The following is an 18,069-nucleotide window of genomic DNA, read 5'->3' on the forward strand; positions in this document are numbered from 1 at the left end:
TGGGCGAGCGTGGACCGCTTGCGTCGGGAGGCCCGCGCAATGCCCTGCCTGGGGTCGGTCATTCAAATCGCCGACAATCCGGGCCATGAACTGGCTCAACGAAGTGAAATGGGATGCGCAGGGCCTGGTGCCCGTGATCGCGCAGGAGCAGGGCACGGGCGACGTGCTGATGTTTGCGTGGATGAACCGCGAGGCGCTGGAAAAGACCGCAGAACTCGGCCGCGCCGTGTACTTCAGCCGCTCGCGTGGCAAGCTGTGGTTCAAGGGCGAGGAGTCGGGCCACGTGCAGACGGTGCACGAGATCCGCCTGGACTGCGACAACGACGTGGTGCTGCTCAAGGTGACCCAATTGGGCCATGAACCCGGCATCGCCTGCCACACGGGCCGACACAGCTGTTTCTTCAGCGTGCTCAAGGACGGCGCCTGGAAAGCCGTCGATCCGGTCTTGAAAGACCCCGAATCCATCTACAAGTAAGACCATGAGTTCCAACGATTCCCTGGCGCGCCTGGCGGCCGTCATCGAAAGCCGCAAGCCCGCCAACGGGGGCGACCCCGACAAGAGCTACGTATCGCGCCTGCTGCACAAGGGGCCCGATACCTTTCTCAAGAAGATCGGCGAGGAGGCCACCGAGGTGGTCATGGCCGCCAAGGACGTGGACCATGGGGCCGATGCCAGCAAGCTGGTCTACGAGGTGGCCGACCTGTGGTTCCACTCCATGATCGCGCTGGCCCACTATGGACTGACGCCCGCCGATGTGGTCGCCGAGCTGGAGCGCCGCGAGGGCACCAGCGGCATCGAGGAAAAAGCCCTGCGCAAGGCCGTTGCGCGTGCAGCCCACGAGGAAGGATCTCCATGAGCGACATCATCGACGTGCGAACCAACGACCAGAAGGCCGAAAGCCTCAAGAACATCGGCTGGATCAGCTATGCGCTGCACCTGATAGTGGCGCTGGGCGCCGTGTTGCCGGGCACGCAGGCCAGCGCGTTGCTGCTGGTGATTGCCCTGGTGCTCGACCTGGTCAAGCGCGGCGATGCCCAGGGCACCTGGCAGGAGAACCATTTTTCCTGGCGCATCCGCTCCGTCCTCTGGGCCGGCGCGCTGTACGCCGTGACTGCGCCGCTGTGGCTGCTGTTCCTGCTGCCCGGCTGGATCGCCTGGGGCATCATCTCGCTGTGGTTCCTGTACCGCATCGTGCGCGGCATGCTGGCCATGAGCAAGAACCAGGCGGTGGATGGCTGAACCGCCTGCACTGCGGCGCCTGAACCTGGCGTTGCAAGGCGGGGGCTCGCATGGCGCGCTGACCTGGGGCGTGCTCGACGCCCTGCTCGAAGACGGGCGCTGGCAGATCGACGGCATCAGCGGCACCAGCGCTGGCGCGATGAACGCCGTGGCCTTGGCCCATGGTTTTGCCCAGGCGGCGCGGGCCCACAAGGACCCCGAGGAGGCGCGCCAGGCCGGCTGCGCCCTGGCACGCGCGTCGCTCACCCGGCTGTGGGAGGGCGTGGGCTCGCTCGGCAGCCTGACCTGGGGCACGCCGCTGTCGGCAGCCAACCCGCTGGTGGGCATGATGGCCCAGTGGTTTTCGCCCTACCAGACCAACCCGCTCGGGTTCAACCCGCTGCGCACATTGCTCGAAAAAGAGGTGGATTTCGGCCTGCTGTGCTCGGCCCGTTCCAGCATCGAGAGCGTGGTGCCGCAGGTGTTCGTGTGCGCGACCAACGTGCGCACGGGGCGCGGCGAGATCTTCTCGGGCCCGCGGCTGAGTGCCGACGCCGTGATGGCCTCGGCCTGCCTGCCCATGGTGTTCAAGGCGGTGGAGATCGATGGCGAGCACTATTGGGACGGCGGCTACTCGGGCAACCCGGCGCTGCACCCACTGATCTACCAGACCGAGACCTCGGACATCCTGCTGGTGCAGATCAACCCGATCGAGCACTTCTCCGTACCCGACAGTGCGCAGGAAATCGTGGAGCGCATGAACGAGGTCACCTTCAATGCCAGCCTGCTGGCCGAGCTCAGGGCCATCGAGTTCGTTCGCCGGCTGCTGGCCGAGGGCAAGCTCGACGCGCGCCGCTACAAGAACGTGCTGATGCACCGGATCGATGGGGGCGCGGTGCTCGCACCCTTGGGTGCGGATAGCAAGGCGCGTGCCGACACGGCCTTCGTGCGCCAGCTGTTCGAGCTGGGGCGCCAGGCGGGTAAAAACTGGATGAAGGCCCACCGCAAGGACGTGGGCGTGCGCCCGAGCATCAAGATCGCTGACAATGCGTGAATGTGCCGTCTGGCAACGACAACACCGCCTTTTTTCTCACCATGCACGATCCGAACTGCCTTTTCTGCAAAATCATCGCGGGCCAGATTCCATCGAAGAAGGTCCACGAGGACGATGACATGTTCGTCTTCCATGACATCCACCCCTGGGCCCCGGTGCACTTCCTGATGGTGCCCAAGGCGCATATCCCTTCCATGGCCCAGGTCACCGAGGCGGATGCCGGGGTGCTGGGGCGCATGATGGCGCTGGCGCCGAAGCTGGCCCAGGAGCAGGGCTGCAACCCCTACCCGGAAGGCGGCTTTCGCATCGTGGTAAACACGGGGCTTGAAGGCGGCCAGGAAATCCACCATCTGCACATCCACGTGATGGGCGGTCCCCGCCCTTGGCTCAAAGGCTGACCCTGGCTGACGTTCAGGGCCGATAGACCCCTGGTTCGCTACAGGGGGTGTGAACTCCGGTCACGGCCGGGGTCTAAAATGATTGCAATTCGTTAGGAGATATTCCATGGGCTCTTTTTCCATCTGGCACTGGCTGATCGTGCTGCTGATCGTCGTCATGGTGTTTGGCACCAAGAAGCTCAAGAACATGGGCTCCGATCTCGGAGGCGCCGTCAAGGGCTTCAAGGACGGCGTGAAGGACGGTTCCACGACCGACAGCGGTGCTGTCAATCCTCCTGCTGGCCAGGTGACCAGCAGCCAGGCGGCCGACAAGACCACCATCGATGTCGAAGCCAAGCAAAAGAGCTGACCGCTGAGCGGGCACATGCTTCATGATTGATATTGGCCTGTCCAAGATGGCGCTGATCGGCGCCGTGGCGCTGATCGTCATCGGCCCCGAAAAGCTGCCGCGCGTGGCCCGTACGGTGGGCACCTTGCTGGGCAAGGCGCAGCGCTACGTGGCCGACGTCAAGTCCGAGGTCAACCGGTCCATGGAGCTCGACGAGCTGCGCAAGATGAAGGACACGGTGGAAGGCGCCGCACGCGACGTGCAGCAGTCCATCCAGACCGGTGCCAGCGAGTTCGAAAAGGACTGGGCTGCAGCGACGGACATGACCACCCCCGAGCCCTTCGAGACCTCGGTGGTGGTGCCCGCCTACAAGAACCCCGGCAAGAACTGGCGCCTCAAGCGTGGCGCCACACCCCAGTGGTACAAGTCGCGCAGCGGGGTGCGCACCAAGGCGCAGTCCGGCGCGGCGCGCGTCGCCCGGTACCGGCCCCAGAAATTCCATTGACGATGCCGCGCAGCCTTTGGTGCGCGCTGCATGGGCGGCCCCCACGCCCCTGAAAATCCAACATGTCCGAAACTCCCCCCAAAGACGACGAGCTGGCCGGTACCGAGCAGCCGTTCGTGCAGCACCTGATGGAGCTGCGCGACCGGCTGGTCAAGGCCATCATTGCCATCGCCATTGCGGCGGCAATCCTGTTCTTCTTTCCCGGCCCTGGTGCGCTCTATGACTTTCTGGCGGCGCCCCTGGTGGCCCACCTGCCCAAGGGCGCCACGCTGATCGCCACCTCGGTGATCTCGCCCTTCATGGTGCCGCTCAAGATCCTTTTGATGTCGGCCTTCCTGCTGGCGCTGCCCGTCGTGCTTTGGCAGGTCTGGGCCTTCGTGGCGCCGGGCCTGTACTCTCACGAGAAGAAGCTGGTGCTGCCGCTGGTGGTGTCCAGCACGCTGCTGTTCTTCATCGGCGTGGCGTTCTGCTACTACTTCGTGTTTGGGCAGGTGTTTGCCTTCATCCAGAGCTTTGCGCCCAAGAGCATCACGGCCGCGCCTGACATCGAGGCCTACCTGAGCTTCGTGCTCTCGATGTTCCTGGCTTTCGGCATGGCATTCGAGGTGCCTATCGCGGTGGTGGTGCTGGCCCGCATGAACATCGTCAGCGTGGAAAAGCTCAAGAGCTTTCGCGGCTACTTCGTCGTGGCGGCGTTCGTCGTCGCGGCCATCGTGACGCCGCCAGACGTGGTCTCGCAGCTCGCGCTGGCCGTGCCCATGTGCATTCTGTACGAGGTGGGCATCTGGGCCGCGCAGATCTTCATCAAGCACACCAAGGCGCCGGAAGATGCCGACGAAGCTGCATCCTCATCGTCTTCCTGATCGGAAACCGACCTGCCGCCCCTGAGGGCCGTTTAAAAAGCAACTGCCGCTCGAAGCGCCAGTTGCTTTTTTCATGGGGTCGCCAGCGAAAGGCGCTTCCAGAAAACGGCATTCAGGCTTGCCAAGCCACGGGCTGCGGTCCCTGTCGGGCGCGCGAGGCGCCTCAAGGTCTTATCTCTTCACGTTGCGCTGCGGCCGGGGGCGCAGGCCCGGTGTGATGTTCAGTTCCACCAGGGCATCGGCGCGCTTCACGTTGAAGGGGGCGGCCGCTCCGGGCTTGAGGGCCGCCACGGCGGTGAGCAGTTCGGAGACATTGCCCACGTTCTTGCCGTCCACCTTCACGATCACGTCGCCAGGACGCATGCCGGCCTGGGCGGCGGGGCCGTCCTGCAGCACGCCGGTGATGATGACGCCCTCGGAGGCCTTCACGCCGAAGGTTTCGGCCAATTCGGGCGAGAGCTCGTTGGGCTCCACACCGATCCAGCCGCGCGTGACCTGGCCGTCCTTGACGATGCCGTCCAGCACCAGGCGCGCCGTGGAGACCGGGATGGCAAAGCCGATGCCCATGCTGCCGCCCGAACGGGAGTAGATGGCGGTGTTGATGCCCATGAGGTTGCCATTGACGTCCACCAGCGCGCCGCCCGAGTTGCCGGGGTTGATGGCTGCGTCGGTCTGGATGAAGTTCTCGAAGGTGTTGATCCCTAGCTGGGTGCGGCCCAGGGCGCTGACGATGCCACTGGTCACCGTCTGGCCCACACCGAAGGGGTTGCCGATGGCCAGCACCTGGTCACCCACGTCCAGGGCGTCCGAGTTGCCCAGCACGATCACGGGCAGCTTGTCGAGTTCGATCCTGAGGATGGCCAGGTCGGTGTCGGGGTCGGTGCCGATCACGCGGGCGCGGGCGCGCCGGCTGTCGGTGAGGGTGACCTCGATCTCGTCGGCGCCTTCCACCACATGGTTGTTGGTAAGGATGTAGCCATCGGGGCTGATGATCACCCCGCTGCCCAGGCCCGCCTGCTGCTGGCTGTTGTTGCCTTGGTCGCCAAAGAAGAACTGGAACCAGGGGTCGTTGCTGCGCGGGTGGCGCACGGCCTTGCTGGTATTGATGCTCACCACGGCCGGTGCGGCCTTGCGCGCCGCAGCGCTGAAGCTGCCGGCGGCTGGCTGACCGGTGGCGGCGGTGTTCGCGGGTGCTTCGATGAGGGCGATGCCTGCGCCGGATCGGGTGGTACCACGCCGCAGCCAGTCGGGCTGTAGGGTGGCCACTACAAAGTACGCCGCGACAAGCACTGTCACGGTCTGGGAAAACAGCAGCCAGAGTCGCTTCATGGGGTTCGGAGAGGGAGGGCCTGGAAAATGATCGGGGGCGTTCGCGGTACGGGCGTGCAGCCTGTGCCGGGCTGACATTGTCCTCCATGCCCGCTGCCTGTGGCGATCTGGGGGCTCCGCACCCGCGCGACAATAGGCGCATGAGCATTTCCCGGCCCCAACTTCTGCAGGCGTTCGATGCGCTGCTGCAGCCCGCGCGTTTCAAGGACTACGGCCCCAATGGCCTGCAGGTGGAGGGCAAGGCAGACATCGCCCGCATCGTGAGCGGCGTCACGGCCAGCCGCGCGCTGATCGAAGCCGCCATCGTTGCGCGGGCGGACGCGATCTTCGTGCACCACGGCCTGTTCTGGCGCGGGCAGGACGGCCGCGTGGTCGGCTGGATGAAGCAGCGCCTGCAGCTGCTGCTGGCGCACGATATCAACCTGTTTGCCTACCACCTGCCGCTCGATGCCCACCCTGAACTGGGCAACAACGCGCAGTTGGGCCGCGTGCTGGGCCTGGCGGCCGATGCGCGCTTTGGCGAGCAGGAGCTGGGCTGTGTGGCCAGCGCGCAGTTTGCCGATGGCCAGGCCCTGGCCGACCATGTGGCCGGCGCGCTGGGCCGTGCCGTGACCCTGGTGCAGCCTGAAGAAACCCTGCAGCGGCCCATCCGTCGCGTGGCCTGGTGCACAGGCGGGGCGCAGGGCTATTTCGAGCCGGCCATCGCTGCCGGTGCCGATGCCTTCATCACGGGCGAAATCTCCGAACCCCAGGCGCATCTGGCGCGTGAGACGGGTGTCTGTTTCATTGCGGCGGGGCACCATGCGACGGAGCGCTACGGCGCCCCGGCGGTGGCCGCGCATGTGGCGCAGCAGGCGGGTGTGGAGCATGTCTTCATTGAGGTGGACAACCCCGCATGAGCACCGCCATCGCCATTACCCAGGGCGATCCCTCCGGGATCGGTCCTGAAATCATTGCCAAGGCTTTTCGCGATGCGCCGGACGACCTGCGCGGCTGCTTCGTGGTGGGTGACGTGGCCACGCTGCGCCGTGCTGCGCAGTGCATCGAGCGCCCTGGCATGCCGACCCTGCCGGTGGCGGTGATCGATACACCGGCGCAGGCCCTGCAGGCGCCGCCGCGTTGTGTGCCTGTGTTGCCGTTGCCGGGCCTGCCGGGGCTACAGCCCTGGGGGCAGATAGGCGCCGAGGCCGGTCGCGCTGCGGCGGACTGCGTGGTGTGGGCAGCGCGCGCCGCGCTGCACGGCGAAGTGGCGGCGCTGGTGACGGCCCCCCTGCACAAGGAGGCGCTGTCGGCCGCCGGTGTGGACTATCCAGGCCATACCGAGCTGCTGCAGGCCGAGGCAGCCCGGCACCAGGGCGTGCCTTTGGCCGCCATGCCGGTGCGCATGATGCTGGCCAGCGACGAACTGCGCACGGTGCTGGTCAGCATCCACATGTCGCTGCGCGATGCGATCGAGGCCGTGACGCCTGCCAACCTGGCGCAGACGCTTCAGATCACCCATGCGGCCCTGCTGCGCACCCTGGGCCGCGCGCCGCGCATCGGCGTGGCGGGGCTCAACCCGCACGCGGGGGAGGGCGGCCTGTTCGGCCGGGAGGAAATGGACACCATCGCCCCGGCCATCGCGGCGGCCAGGGCGCAGGGCATGGACGTGCATGGCCCTTTTGCGCCTGACACGGTATTCATGCGCGCGCGCCACGCCCCCGGCCACCCAGGCGAGTTCGACGTGGTGGTGGCCATGTACCACGACCAGGGCCTTATTCCCGTGAAGTACCTGGGCGTGGACAAGGGTGTGAACGTGACCCTGGGCCTGCCGCTGGTGCGCACCAGCCCTGACCACGGCACGGCCTTCGACATTGCAGGGCAGGGCATCGCAGATGCCTCCAGTCTGGTGGAGGCCGTGCGCATGGCGCGGCAGCTGGCGCAGTAGCGCCAGGGGCGGTCAGGGCTGCCGGTTTTTCAGGCTGTCGCGGATTTCGCGCAGCAGGGCGATGTCTTCGGGTGGTGCTGCGGGCGCAGCGGGTGCGGCCGGGGTTTCGCGCTTCAAGCGGTTGATCTGCTTGATCATCATGAAGATGATGAACGCGAGGATGATGAAGTTCACCGCCACGGTGATGAAGTTGCCGTAGGCGAACACCGGCACACCCGCCTTTTTCAGGGCATCGAGCGTCATGGCCGTGCCGGCCGGCACATTGCCCAGCACGATGAACAGGTTGGAAAAATCGAGCTTGCCAAACACCAGCCCTACTAAGGGCAGGATCAGGTCGGACACGACCGAATCCACGATCTTGCCGAAGGCGCCGCCGATGATGACCCCCACGGCCAGGTCGATCACGTTGCCCTTGACCGCAAATTCCCGGAACTCTTGTGCAATGCCCATGGATAACCCCTCTTGATAATAGACAAGATGCCGAGTATTGCCCAGGTCTGTGCCCTGTCAAGGCGGACTGTCCGCCTGCAATGCCCCTTTTCACTCCGCTACAATTCGCGGTTGACCCCAATAGCGATGTACATCGAGGATCCCCATGAGTGACACCCCAATCGACTCCAGCAAGCGGACGTGGCTGATTGCGTCCGGCTGTGCTGGTGCGGTGGGCGGCGTGGCAACCGCCGTTCCTTTCGTGAGTACCTTCCAGCCTTCCGAGCGGGCCAAGGCTGCAGGTGCGGCCGTAGAGGTGGACATTTCCGCGCTCAAGCCCGGAGAAAAAGTCACCGTGGAGTGGCGCGGCAAGCCCGTCTGGATTGTCAAGCGCACGCCGGAGCAGCTCGCCGAGCTGCCCAAGCTCGATGGCCAGCTGGCGGATCCCAAGTCCGAGCGCAAGCCCTCGGAGCTGACGCCCGAGTACGCCCGCAACGAAGGCCGTTCCATCAAGCCCGAGATCCTGGTGGCAGTGGGCATTTGCTCGCACCTGGGGTGCTCGCCGTCGGACAAGTTCCAGACCGGCGCACAGGCCTCGCTGCCCGATGACTGGAAGGGCGGTTTCCTTTGCCCATGCCATGGCTCCACATTCGACATGGCTGGCCGTGTCTTCAAGAACAAGCCGGCTCCCGATAACCTGGAAGTGCCGCCCCACATGTACCTGTCGGAGACCCGCCTCCTGATCGGTGAAGACAAGGCTTGAGGGAAATAAAAAATGGCCCACGAATTCAAGGACATCTCCCCCAACGCCTCGGCAGGCGCGAAGGTCACCAACTGGTTCGAGAACCGGTTTCCGACCGCTTTCGATGCCTACCGCGTGCACATGTCGGAGTACTACGCTCCGAAGAACTTCAACTTCTGGTACATCTTCGGCTCGCTGTCGCTCTTGGTGCTGGTGATCCAGATCGTCACCGGGATCTTCCTGGTGATGCACTACAAGCCCGATGCCGCCAAGGCCTTCGAGTCGGTCGAGTACATCATGCGCGATGTGCCCTGGGGCTGGCTGATCCGCTACATGCACTCCACGGGGGCCTCGGCCTTCTTCGTGGTGGTTTACCTGCACATGTTCCGCGGGCTCATCTACGGCAGCTACCGCAAGCCGCGCGAGCTGGTGTGGGTGTTCGGCTGTGCGATCTTCCTGTGCCTGATGGCCGAGGCCTTCATGGGCTACCTGCTGCCCTGGGGCCAGATGTCGTACTGGGGCGCCCAGGTGATCGTGAACCTGTTTGCCGCGATTCCTTTTGTCGGCCCCGACTTGGCGCTGCTGATCCGTGGCGACTACGTGGTGGGCGATGCAACGCTGAACCGCTTCTTCAGCTTCCACGTGATCGCGGTGCCGCTGGTGCTGCTGGGCCTGGTGGTCGCCCACTTGCTGGCGCTGCACGACGTAGGCTCGAACAACCCCGACGGTGTGGAAATCAAGGGCCCCAAGGCGCCCAAGGATGCCAATGGCAAGCCCCTGGATGGCGTGCCCTTCCACCCTTACTACACGGTGCATGACATCTTCGCCGTCAGCGTGTTCCTGATGGCCTTCACGGCGGTGATCTTCTTCGCCCCCGAGTTCGGCGGCTACTTCCTCGAATACAACAACTTCATCCCGGCAGATCCGCTGAAGACGCCTGCGCACATTGCGCCAGTCTGGTACTTCACGCCGTTCTACTCGATGCTGCGTGCCATCACCAGCGAGATGATGTATGCGCTGATCCTGTGCGTGGTGGGCGGCGCCGTGCTGGCGTCGGTCAAGCTCAAGCTGCCGGGCTTCATCAAGGCCGGTGCCGTGGTGGCCTCCCTGGTGGTCGCCGCGCTGATGCTGGCCATCGACGCCAAGTTCTGGGGTGTGGTGGTGATGGGCGGTGCCGTGATCATCCTGTTCTTCCTGCCATGGCTGGACTACAGCCCGGTCAAGTCGATCCGCTACCGTCCCGACTGGCACAAGTACATGTACGGTATCTTCGTGATCAATTTCCTGATCCTCGGTTACCTGGGCGTGCAGCCGCCATCGGCCATCGGTGAGCGCGTTTCGCAGGTCGGTACGCTGTTTTACTTCGGCTTCTTCATCCTGATGCCGGTGTGGAGTCGCCTGGGTACGCCCAAGCCGGTGCCTGACCGTGTGACCTTTGCCGCGCACTGAGCGGGAGACAAGAACAATGAAGAAACTCATCCTCACGCTGATCGCAGCCCTGGGCATTGTTTCGGGGGCGCAGGCCGCTGAAGGCGGCATTGCATGGGACAAGGCGCCCAACAAGACCAATGACCTCGCATCGCTGCAAAACGGTGCCAAGATCTTCGTCAACTACTGCCTGAGCTGCCATTCGGCGGCCTTCATGCGCTACAACCGCCTGCGCGACATCGGCCTGACCGAGCAGGAGATCAAGGACAACCTGCTGTTCGCGACCGACAAGGTCGGCGAGACCATGAAGGCGTCCATCGATCCCAAGCAGGCCAAGGAGTGGTTCGGCGCCAATCCGCCCGACCTGACCGTGATCGCGCGCTCGCGTGCCGGCCATGGCGGCACCGGTGCCGATTACCTGTACACCTTCCTGCGCACCTTCTACCGCGACGAGACCAAGGCCACAGGCTGGAACAACCTGGTTTTCCCGAGCGTCGGCATGCCGCACGTGCTGTGGGAAATGCAGGGCGACCGCCGCCCGGTGTTCGAAGAACATGAAAGCCATGGCCACAAGACCCAGGTCTTCAAGGGCTGGCAGCAGGTGACCCCTGGAACGGTGACGCCTTTGCAGTTCGAACAGAATATCGGCGATCTTGTGAACTACCTGCAATGGATGGGTGAGCCCGCGCAGAACACCCGCATCCGTGTCGGTGTCTGGGTGCTGCTCTTCCTGGGTGTGTTCACGGTCATCGCCTGGAGACTGAACGCAGCGTTCTGGAAAGACGTCAAGTAACACGCCAGATCCATATGCCACGCCCCTTTGCCGGGGTGGGGCGGGGTCTTTACAGAGTGGGTGCTTCAGGCCCCCACTCTTTTGATTTTTAGGAGCCTCCCACCATGATGGTGCTTTACTCGGGAACGACCTGTCCCTTCTCCCACCGCTGCCGCTTCGTCCTGTTCGAAAAGGGCATGGACTTCGAGATCCGCGATGTGGACCTGTACAACAAGCCCGAAGACATCAGCGTGATGAACCCCTACGGCCAGGTGCCCATCCTGGTCGAGCGCGACCTGATCCTGTACGAGTCGAACATCATCAATGAGTACATCGACGAGCGCTTCCCGCACCCGCAGCTGATGCCCGGTGACCCGGTGGACCGCGCCCGTGTGCGCCTGTTCCTGCTCAACTTCGAGAAGGAACTGTTCGTGCACGTGAACATCCTGGAGTCGCGCGCGACCAAGGGCAACGAGAAGGCGCTGGAAAAAGCCCGCGCCCACATCCGCGACCGCCTGACGCAGCTGGCCCCCGTGTTCCTCAAGAACAAGTACATGCTGGGCGACAACTTCTCCATGCTGGACGTGGCCATTGCCCCGCTGCTGTGGCGCCTGGACTACTATGGCATCGACCTGAGCAAGAATGCCGCCCCTCTGCTCAAGTACGCAGAGCGCATCTTCTCGCGCCCGGCCTACATCGAAGCGCTGACGCCCTCCGAAAAGGTCATGCGCAAGTAATGCGTGTGCGTCCCTAGCCTGTCCCTGATTGCCATTTGCCCATGAATGCCACGGAATCCACGTCCACACGCCCCTACCTGATCCGCGCCCTCTATGAGTGGTGCACGGACAATGGGCTCACGCCTTACGTGGCGGTGCGCGTGGACGACTCCGTGCAGGTGCCGCGCGAGTATGTGAACGATGGCGAGATCGTGCTGAACATCAGTTACGACGCCACCAGCTCGCTGCAGCTGGGCAATGACTTCATCGAGTTCAAGGCCCGTTTTGGCGGCAAGCCGCGCGAGATCCTGGTGCCTGTGGGCCGGGTGATCGCGATCTACGCCCGCGAGAACGGGCAGGGCATGGCGTTTCCCCCGCCGGTGGACAACCTGGCGGGCGGTGCCCAGCCGCAGATCCTTCCGTCCTCGGCGCCCGCCGAGCTGTCCCAGGTGCCGATGGCCGTGCCGTCGGCGTCGCCTGCGGACGACCGGGTGGTGCATCTGGTGCCAGGGGAGTCCCCAGCCGCCGATGGTGGAGACGGCAACCCGCCGCGTCCTTCGCCCGCTGGCGGTGGCCGCCCTGCGCTCAAGCGGGTGAAATAAGCCAGCGCACACCTTCCCGGTTCATTTTTCGGGTTGTTTTTGCAGGATAAAATCCAGCCTTCGCCGGTTTAGCTCAGTTGGTAGAGCACCCGCCTTGTAAGCGGTAGGTCATCAGTTCGATTCCGATAACCGGCACCATCTTTCGCCTCTTTTTTCGCCCATTCGCTGCACCTGACAGGCCTATCGCCTGTTTTCAGGTTTGAACTTTCAGCCGAATGGAGTTAACCTCCCACCCCCGGCTGCGCAAGTGCGCCTGCAATGCAGGCAGCAGTTGCCGGATCTTGGCTGCGGCGGCATTGCTCTTGACCAGCAGGCACCAGGTGGACCCATCGATGGGCCCGGCCTGGACGGACTGGCGCAGGCCGGCAGGTATCAACAATTCAATGGCCTTGAGCCGTTCGCTGGAGTCGCGTGTCAATGCGGTGAGCATGTGCAGCGTGGGAGATTCCGCGCTGGCTTGCTGCAGGGTGACGGCGTGGTGGCGGCGGGTCATGGGGATGCGCCGGTGGGCGTGGAGATGTCGTAGTGCACCTGATTATCACGGACGCTCGTTTGGCGCGCAGTCGCGCCATTCACCTTTCCGGGGTTCGCCTTCTGCTGGCGGGCCTGGTTCTTTCCCTCGGACTCATGGTGACGGCCGCCGGCCTGTACCACTGGGTCTTCCTCAAGGGCGCGCGCGAGGGCTGGCCGGTGTTCGGCACCCTGGTGCGCCTGGTGGTGAAGGATGAATTCGCCGAGCGCGACCGCTTCATGCGCGCCAACCTGGATGCCATGGCGCGGCGGGTCGGCGAGATGCAGGCGCGCATGGTGCAACTGGAGTCCCTGGGCGAGCGCGTGCTGGGCCTGGCAGGCATGCCGGCCACCGAGCTGCGCAGCGATGGGCGCGGCGGTGCGCTGGTGAGCGCCCACAACCTGAGCATGGAAGAGCTGCAGGCCACGCTTGATGACCTGGAGCGCCTGACCAACCAGCGCGTGGACCTGATGACGGTGATGGAATCGCGCCTGTTCGACCAGCACATCCGCAAGAAGATGGTTCCCACGCATGCGCCCGTGGCCGGCAAGGCGCCGGGGTCGTCCTTTGGTTGGCGCATCGACCCCATTACCGGGCAGTCGGCACTGCACACGGGGCTCGACTTCCAGGCCGACACGGGTACGGCCATCCTGGCCGCTGCCGGCGGCGTGGTCGTGACGCAGGAATACCATCCGGCCTACGGCAACATGATCGAGGTGGACCATGGCAACCAGTTGGTGACGCGCTATGCCCACGCCTCGCGTACCCTGGTGAAACAAGGGGACATCGTGCGGCGTGGCCAGAAGATTGCCGAGGTGGGCACCACCGGGCGTTCCACGGGCCCGCACCTGCACTTTGAAGTGCTGGTGCAAGGGGTTTTCCAGGACCCGCAGAAGTTTCTCAGTGCCGGCAGCGCCGTTGCGGGAGGCCAGGTTGCCACGGCACAAAGGCCGGGTCTGGTGGCTGCTTCCGGCAGCCCTGCGGCAGGCAGGTAAAATCGCGGGTCCGGCGTTCGCAGCCCTGGGTAGTGCAGTCCTTGCAATACCCGGCGGCGGACCCACCTGATCACAATTCATCTTAGGGGTTTCGGTCGCTTTGCGCGCTGGTTGCAGCGGGTTAAGCGGTCCTGTTCGCATGGCCACCAACTTCCTTACCAAAATATTCGGCAGCCGCAATGACCGGCTTCTCAAGCAATACCGCAAGACGGTGACTCACATCAATGCGATGGAGCCCGACTACGAGAAGCTGACGGACGAGCAGCTCCGCGCCAAGACGCAGGAGTTCAAGGACCGGGTGGCCAAGGGCGAGTCGCTGGACGACATCCTGCCCGAGGCGTTTGCGGTGGTGCGCGAAGGCTCCAAGCGCATCATGAAGATGCGGCACTTCGACGTGCAGCTGCTGGGCGGCATGGCGCTGCACTTCGGCAAGATCGCCGAAATGCGCACCGGTGAAGGCAAGACCCTGACCGCCACGCTGCCGGTGTACCTGAACGCACTGTCCGACAAAGGCGTGCACGTGGTGACCGTGAACGATTACCTGGCCAACCGCGATGCGCAGTGGATGGGCCGGCTGTACAACTTTCTGGGCCTGTCTGTGGGTATCAACCTGCCCAACATGCCCCGTGAGGAAAAGCAGGCCGCCTACCGCTCGGACATCACCTACGGCACGAACAACGAATACGGCTTCGACTACCTGCGCGACAACATGGTCTACGAGGCCGCAGACCGCGTGCAGCAGGGCCTGAACTTCGCCATCGTCGACGAGGTGGACTCGATCCTGATCGACGAGGCGCGCACGCCCCTGATCATCAGCGGCCAGGCCGAGGACCACACGGCCATGTACATCGCCATGAACAAGGTGGTGCCGCTGTTGATCCGCCAGGAAGGCGAAGCCGATGCCCGCACCGGCGAGGGCGTGACCAAGCCGGGCGACTTCACGCTCGACGAAAAGACCCACCAGGTGTTCCTGACCGAGCAGGGCCATGAGAGCGCCGAGCGCATTCTCGCCAGCCACGGCCTGATTGCCGAAGGCGCCTCGGTCTACGACCCGGCCAACATCACGTTGATGCACCACCTGTACGCAGCGCTGCGTGCCAACCACCTGTACCACCGCGACCAGCACTATGTGGTGCAAAACGGTGAGATCGTGATCGTGGACGAGTTCACCGGCCGCCTGATGTCGGGCCGCCGCTGGAGCGAAGGCCTGCACCAGGCCGTGGAAGCCAAGGAAGGCGTGAACATCCAGGCCGAGAACCAGACGCTGGCCTCGATCACCTTCCAGAACTACTTCCGCCTGTACAACAAGCTCGCCGGCATGACCGGTACGGCCGACACCGAGGCCTACGAGTTCCAGGAAATCTACGGCCTGGAAACCACGGTGATCCCGCCGAACCGCCCGAGCCGCCGCGACGACCAGCTCGACCGCGTGTACAAGACCACGCGCGAAAAGTACGAAGCCGCCATCAAGGACATCCGCGAATGCCACGAGCGTGGCCAGCCGGTGCTGGTGGGCACGACGTCGATCGAGAACTCCGAAATCATCGACCAGTTGCTCAACAAGGAAGGCCTGCCGCACCAGGTGCTCAATGCCAAGCAGCATGCCCGCGAGGCCGACATCGTGGCCCAGGCCGGGCGTGCCGGCATGATCACCATCGCCACCAACATGGCAGGGCGCGGTACCGACATCGTGCTGGGCGGCAACATCGAAAAGCTGATCGCTGCTGTTGAAGCCGACGAGGCGCTGGACGCAGCGGGACGCGAGGCACAGATTGCCCAGGTGCGCGCCGACTGGTCCGTGGACCACGAGAAGATCAAGGCCCTGGGCGGCCTGCGCATCATTGCCACCGAACGCCATGAGTCGCGCCGCATCGACAACCAGCTGCGTGGCCGTTCGGGCCGCCAGGGCGACCCTGGTTCCTCGCGCTTTTACCTGAGTCTGGACGATTCGCTGATGCGCATCTTCGCGGGCGATCGCGTCAAGGCCATCATGGACCGCCTGAAGATGCCCGACGGCGAGGCCATCGAGGCGGGCATCGTGACCCGCAGCATCGAATCGGCCCAGCGCAAGGTGGAGGCCCGCAACTTCGACATCCGCAAGCAGTTGCTGGAATACGACGACGTGGCCAACGACCAGCGCAAGGTGATCTACCAGCAGCGCAACGACATCCTCGATGCCTCGGAGCTGTCGGACGTGATTGCCGCCATGCGCGACGACTGCATGACCGATCTGGTGCGCCAGTACGTGCCGGCCGAGTCCGTGGAAGAGCAGTGGGACCTCCCCACGCTGCAGAAGGTGCTGGCCGACGAGTGGCAGGTCGATATCGATCTCAAGGCCCTGGTGGAAGGCTCGAGCGCCATCACCGACGACGAGATCCTGGAAAAGGTCGTGCAGGCCGCCCAGGCCGCGTTCGATGCCAAGGTGGAGCAGGTCGGCCGCGAGAACTTCACGCAGTTCGAACGCGTGGTGCTGCTGCAGAACTTCGACTCCAACTGGCGCGACCACCTGAGTTCGCTCGATTACCTGCGCCAGGGCATCCACCTGCGCGGCTATGCGCAAAAGCAGCCCAAGCAGGAGTACAAGCGCGAAGCCTTCGAACTGTTCCGCCAGTTGATCGACCAGGTCAAGAACGAAGTCACCAAGGTGCTGATGACCGTGCAGGTGCAGTCGCAGGCCCAGCTGGAGCAGGCGGCCCAGGACATGGAAAGCCGCGCCGAAAGCATTGCCAACGTGACCTACACGGCGCCCACCGAAACCGGCGAGGTGGAAACCACGCAGGAGCAGCGCCAGGCCGCAGGTGCCCAGGAGCTGCCTTTGCCCGAAGGCGTGCGCGTGTCGCGCAACGACCCTTGCCCTTGCGGCAGCGGAAAAAAATACAAGGCATGCCACGGCAAGCTGGCCTGATCTTTTGACGATTGCAACACGGGCTTCGGCCCGTGTTTTCATTGGCGCGCCACGGTTTTCCGCATAATCGGACGCAAGTTTTCCTTCAAGAAAGAGCTTCCCCCATGCCCGTCCATCTTCTTGCCCCTGTCGCCGCCGATCTGCATGCGATTGCCGGTGTCCGCATTGGTGTCGCCGAAGCCGGTGTCCGCAAGGCCAACCGCAAGGACCTCACCGTGTTCCTGCTCGACGAGGGCGCCAGCGTGGCGGGCGTGTTCACGCAGAACCGCTTTTGCGCTGCGCCGGTGCAGGTCGGGCGCGAGCACCTGGCTGGCGGGCAGGGCATCCGCGCGATGGTGATCAACACCGGCAATGCCAACGCCGGCACCGGTGCCGACGGCCTGGCGCGTGCGCGTGCCACCTGCGTGGCGATGGCGCGCCAGCTGAACGTGGCGCCCGAGCAGGTGCTGCCGTTCTCCACCGGCGTGATCATGGAATCGTTGCCGGTGGACCGCATCGAGGCCGGCCTGCCCGCTGCCATTGCCGATGCGCAGCCAGACCACTGGGCCCGCGCCGCCGAAGGCATCATGACCACCGACACGCTGCCCAAGGCCTTTTCGGCCCAGGTGCAGATCGCGGGCACGACGGTGTCCATCACCGGCATCAGCAAGGGCGCCGGCATGATCCGCCCGAACATGGCGACCATGCTGGGGTTCATGGCCACGGATGCCTGCGTGCACCCCTCGGTGATGCAGCAGCTGGCGCGCGAGCTGGCCGATGGGTCGTTCAACCGCGTGACCATCGACGGCGACACCTCGACCAACGATTCCTTTGTGGTCGTGGCCACGAACAAGGCGGCGCACGCCCCCATCACCGACCTGGCCAGTGCCGAAGGCAAGGCCTTGCAGGCCGCGATGCTGCAGGTGGCGCAGAAGCTGGCCCAGGCCATCGTGCGCGATGGCGAAGGCGCCACCAAGTTCATCACCGTTCGCGTCGAAGGCGGCAAGACCGGCGACGAGTGCCGCAAGGTGGCCTATGCCATCGCGCATTCGCCCCTGGTCAAGACGGCTTTCTTCGCCAGCGACCCGAACCTGGGGCGCATCCTGGCAGCCGTGGGCTATGCTGGCATCGACGACCTGGACCAGACCGGGATCGATCTGTACCTGGACGACGTGCACGTGGCCGTGAAGGGCGGGCGCAACCCGGCCTACCGCGAGGAAGATGGCCAGCGCGTGATGAAGCAAAGCGAGATCACCGTGCGCGTGCTGCTGGGCCGGGGTGATGCGGCCGACACCGTGTGGACCTGCGATTTCAGCCACGAGTACGTGACCATCAACGCGGATTACCGCTCCTGAACACGCGAGCCT

21 protein-coding genes and 1 tRNA gene are annotated in these 18,069 nt (G+C 64.6%); 19 read left to right on the forward strand and 3 right to left on the reverse strand.

Going from position 1 to position 18,069, the window contains the following annotated elements:
• The first annotated feature begins 76 nt into the window (after positions 1-76).
• The 8 genes from hisI to tatC all read left to right on the forward strand — a co-directional run bounded on the left by hisI (position 77) and on the right by tatC (position 4,367).
• Positions 77-475, forward strand: a complete 399-nt coding sequence (gene hisI / locus QYL93_RS01170; protein ID WP_305742295.1) for a phosphoribosyl-AMP cyclohydrolase — start codon at positions 77-79, stop codon at positions 473-475.
• 4 nt (positions 476-479) lie between these two features.
• On the forward strand, positions 480-857 hold the full coding sequence (locus tag QYL93_RS01175) for a phosphoribosyl-ATP diphosphatase (protein ID WP_305741942.1): 378 nt from the start codon (positions 480-482) through the stop codon (positions 855-857).
• A complete protein-coding gene (locus QYL93_RS01180) occupies positions 854-1,240 on the forward strand; it encodes a hypothetical protein (RefSeq protein WP_057205033.1) in 387 nt (128 codons plus the stop codon). Before QYL93_RS01175 ends, QYL93_RS01180 begins: the two co-directional genes overlap by 4 nt.
• The gene (locus QYL93_RS01185; protein ID WP_305741943.1) at positions 1,233-2,273 is read left to right on the forward strand and encodes a patatin-like phospholipase family protein; all 1,041 of its coding nucleotides are present in this window, start codon (positions 1,233-1,235) and stop codon (positions 2,271-2,273) included. The genes QYL93_RS01180 and QYL93_RS01185 overlap by 8 nt, the downstream gene beginning before the upstream one ends.
• Positions 2,274-2,314: 41 nt before the next feature.
• Complete coding sequence (locus tag QYL93_RS01190) at positions 2,315-2,671, forward strand: histidine triad nucleotide-binding protein (RefSeq protein ID WP_305741944.1); 357 nt, start codon at positions 2,315-2,317, stop codon at positions 2,669-2,671.
• Positions 2,672-2,777: 106 nt separating this feature from the next.
• On the forward strand, positions 2,778-3,020 hold the full coding sequence (gene tatA, locus QYL93_RS01195) for a Sec-independent protein translocase subunit TatA (protein ID WP_305741945.1): 243 nt from the start codon (positions 2,778-2,780) through the stop codon (positions 3,018-3,020).
• 22 nt (positions 3,021-3,042) lie between these two features.
• Positions 3,043-3,504 (forward strand): Sec-independent protein translocase protein TatB, encoded by a 462-nt coding sequence (gene tatB / locus QYL93_RS01200; protein ID WP_305741946.1) that lies wholly within the window; start codon positions 3,043-3,045, stop codon positions 3,502-3,504.
• Between the two features lie 62 nt (positions 3,505-3,566).
• Entirely contained in the window at positions 3,567-4,367 is an 801-nt protein-coding gene (gene tatC / locus QYL93_RS01205) for a twin-arginine translocase subunit TatC (RefSeq protein WP_305741947.1), read from the forward strand.
• A 171-nt stretch (positions 4,368-4,538) separates the two neighbouring features.
• Here tatC and QYL93_RS01210 read toward each other — a convergent pair whose 3' ends face one another.
• Positions 4,539-5,696 carry a S1C family serine protease gene (locus tag QYL93_RS01210; RefSeq protein ID WP_305741948.1) on the reverse strand — a complete coding sequence of 386 codons (1,158 nt, stop codon included), beginning with the start codon at positions 5,694-5,696 and terminating at the stop codon, positions 4,539-4,541.
• A gap of 140 nt (positions 5,697-5,836) precedes the next feature.
• Here QYL93_RS01210 and QYL93_RS01215 point away from each other — a divergent pair, with 140 nt between their 5' ends.
• Both QYL93_RS01215 and pdxA read left to right on the forward strand, forming a co-directional pair.
• Positions 5,837-6,595, forward strand: coding sequence for a Nif3-like dinuclear metal center hexameric protein (locus tag QYL93_RS01215; RefSeq protein WP_305741949.1), 759 nt, complete (start codon positions 5,837-5,839; stop codon positions 6,593-6,595).
• Positions 6,592-7,623, forward strand: coding sequence for a 4-hydroxythreonine-4-phosphate dehydrogenase PdxA (pdxA, locus tag QYL93_RS01220; RefSeq protein ID WP_305741950.1), 1,032 nt, complete (start codon positions 6,592-6,594; stop codon positions 7,621-7,623). Before QYL93_RS01215 ends, pdxA begins: the two co-directional genes overlap by 4 nt.
• A gap of 12 nt (positions 7,624-7,635) precedes the next feature.
• Here pdxA and mscL read toward each other — a convergent pair whose 3' ends face one another.
• Positions 7,636-8,073: a large conductance mechanosensitive channel protein MscL gene (gene mscL, locus QYL93_RS01225; RefSeq protein ID WP_305741951.1), complete on the reverse strand. Its 438-nt coding sequence runs from the start codon at positions 8,071-8,073 to the stop codon at positions 7,636-7,638.
• A 145-nt stretch (positions 8,074-8,218) separates the two neighbouring features.
• Between mscL and petA the strand changes: the two genes are divergently transcribed.
• From petA to QYL93_RS01255, 6 genes are all read left to right on the forward strand, one after another.
• The gene (gene petA / locus QYL93_RS01230) at positions 8,219-8,815 is read left to right on the forward strand and encodes a ubiquinol-cytochrome c reductase iron-sulfur subunit (RefSeq protein WP_057205009.1); all 597 of its coding nucleotides are present in this window, start codon (positions 8,219-8,221) and stop codon (positions 8,813-8,815) included.
• Between the two features lie 12 nt (positions 8,816-8,827).
• Entirely contained in the window at positions 8,828-10,243 is a 1,416-nt protein-coding gene (locus tag QYL93_RS01235; RefSeq protein ID WP_305741952.1) for a cytochrome bc complex cytochrome b subunit, read from the forward strand.
• A gap of 16 nt (positions 10,244-10,259) precedes the next feature.
• Positions 10,260-11,015: a cytochrome c1 gene (locus tag QYL93_RS01240; protein ID WP_305741953.1), complete on the forward strand. Its 756-nt coding sequence runs from the start codon at positions 10,260-10,262 to the stop codon at positions 11,013-11,015.
• Between the two features lie 104 nt (positions 11,016-11,119).
• Positions 11,120-11,731 (forward strand): glutathione S-transferase N-terminal domain-containing protein, encoded by a 612-nt coding sequence (locus QYL93_RS01245; protein WP_007854512.1) that lies wholly within the window; start codon positions 11,120-11,122, stop codon positions 11,729-11,731.
• A 41-nt stretch (positions 11,732-11,772) separates the two neighbouring features.
• Positions 11,773-12,312 (forward strand): ClpXP protease specificity-enhancing factor, encoded by a 540-nt coding sequence (locus QYL93_RS01250; protein WP_057205238.1) that lies wholly within the window; start codon positions 11,773-11,775, stop codon positions 12,310-12,312.
• A 62-nt stretch (positions 12,313-12,374) separates the two neighbouring features.
• A tRNA-Thr gene (locus tag QYL93_RS01255) sits at positions 12,375-12,450 on the forward strand.
• A 55-nt stretch (positions 12,451-12,505) separates the two neighbouring features.
• Here QYL93_RS01255 and QYL93_RS01260 read toward each other — a convergent pair.
• Complete coding sequence (locus tag QYL93_RS01260) at positions 12,506-12,805, reverse strand: hypothetical protein (RefSeq protein ID WP_057205002.1); 300 nt, start codon at positions 12,803-12,805, stop codon at positions 12,506-12,508.
• Between the two features lie 32 nt (positions 12,806-12,837).
• Here QYL93_RS01260 and QYL93_RS01265 point away from each other — a divergent pair, with 32 nt between their 5' ends.
• From QYL93_RS01265 to argJ, 3 genes are all read left to right on the forward strand, one after another.
• Positions 12,838-13,818, forward strand: coding sequence for a M23 family metallopeptidase (locus QYL93_RS01265; protein WP_305741954.1), 981 nt, complete (start codon positions 12,838-12,840; stop codon positions 13,816-13,818).
• Positions 13,819-13,957: 139 nt separating this feature from the next.
• The gene (secA, locus tag QYL93_RS01270; protein WP_305741955.1) at positions 13,958-16,723 is read left to right on the forward strand and encodes a preprotein translocase subunit SecA; all 2,766 of its coding nucleotides are present in this window, start codon (positions 13,958-13,960) and stop codon (positions 16,721-16,723) included.
• A 104-nt stretch (positions 16,724-16,827) separates the two neighbouring features.
• A complete protein-coding gene (argJ, locus tag QYL93_RS01275) occupies positions 16,828-18,057 on the forward strand; it encodes a bifunctional glutamate N-acetyltransferase/amino-acid acetyltransferase ArgJ (RefSeq protein ID WP_305741956.1) in 1,230 nt (409 codons plus the stop codon).
• The last annotated feature ends 12 nt before the right edge of the window (positions 18,058-18,069 follow it).

The sequence above is a fragment of the Acidovorax sp. A1169 genome, assembly GCF_030704685.1.
In the GTDB taxonomy this organism is placed as follows: Bacteria; Pseudomonadota; Gammaproteobacteria; order Burkholderiales; family Burkholderiaceae_C; genus Acidovorax.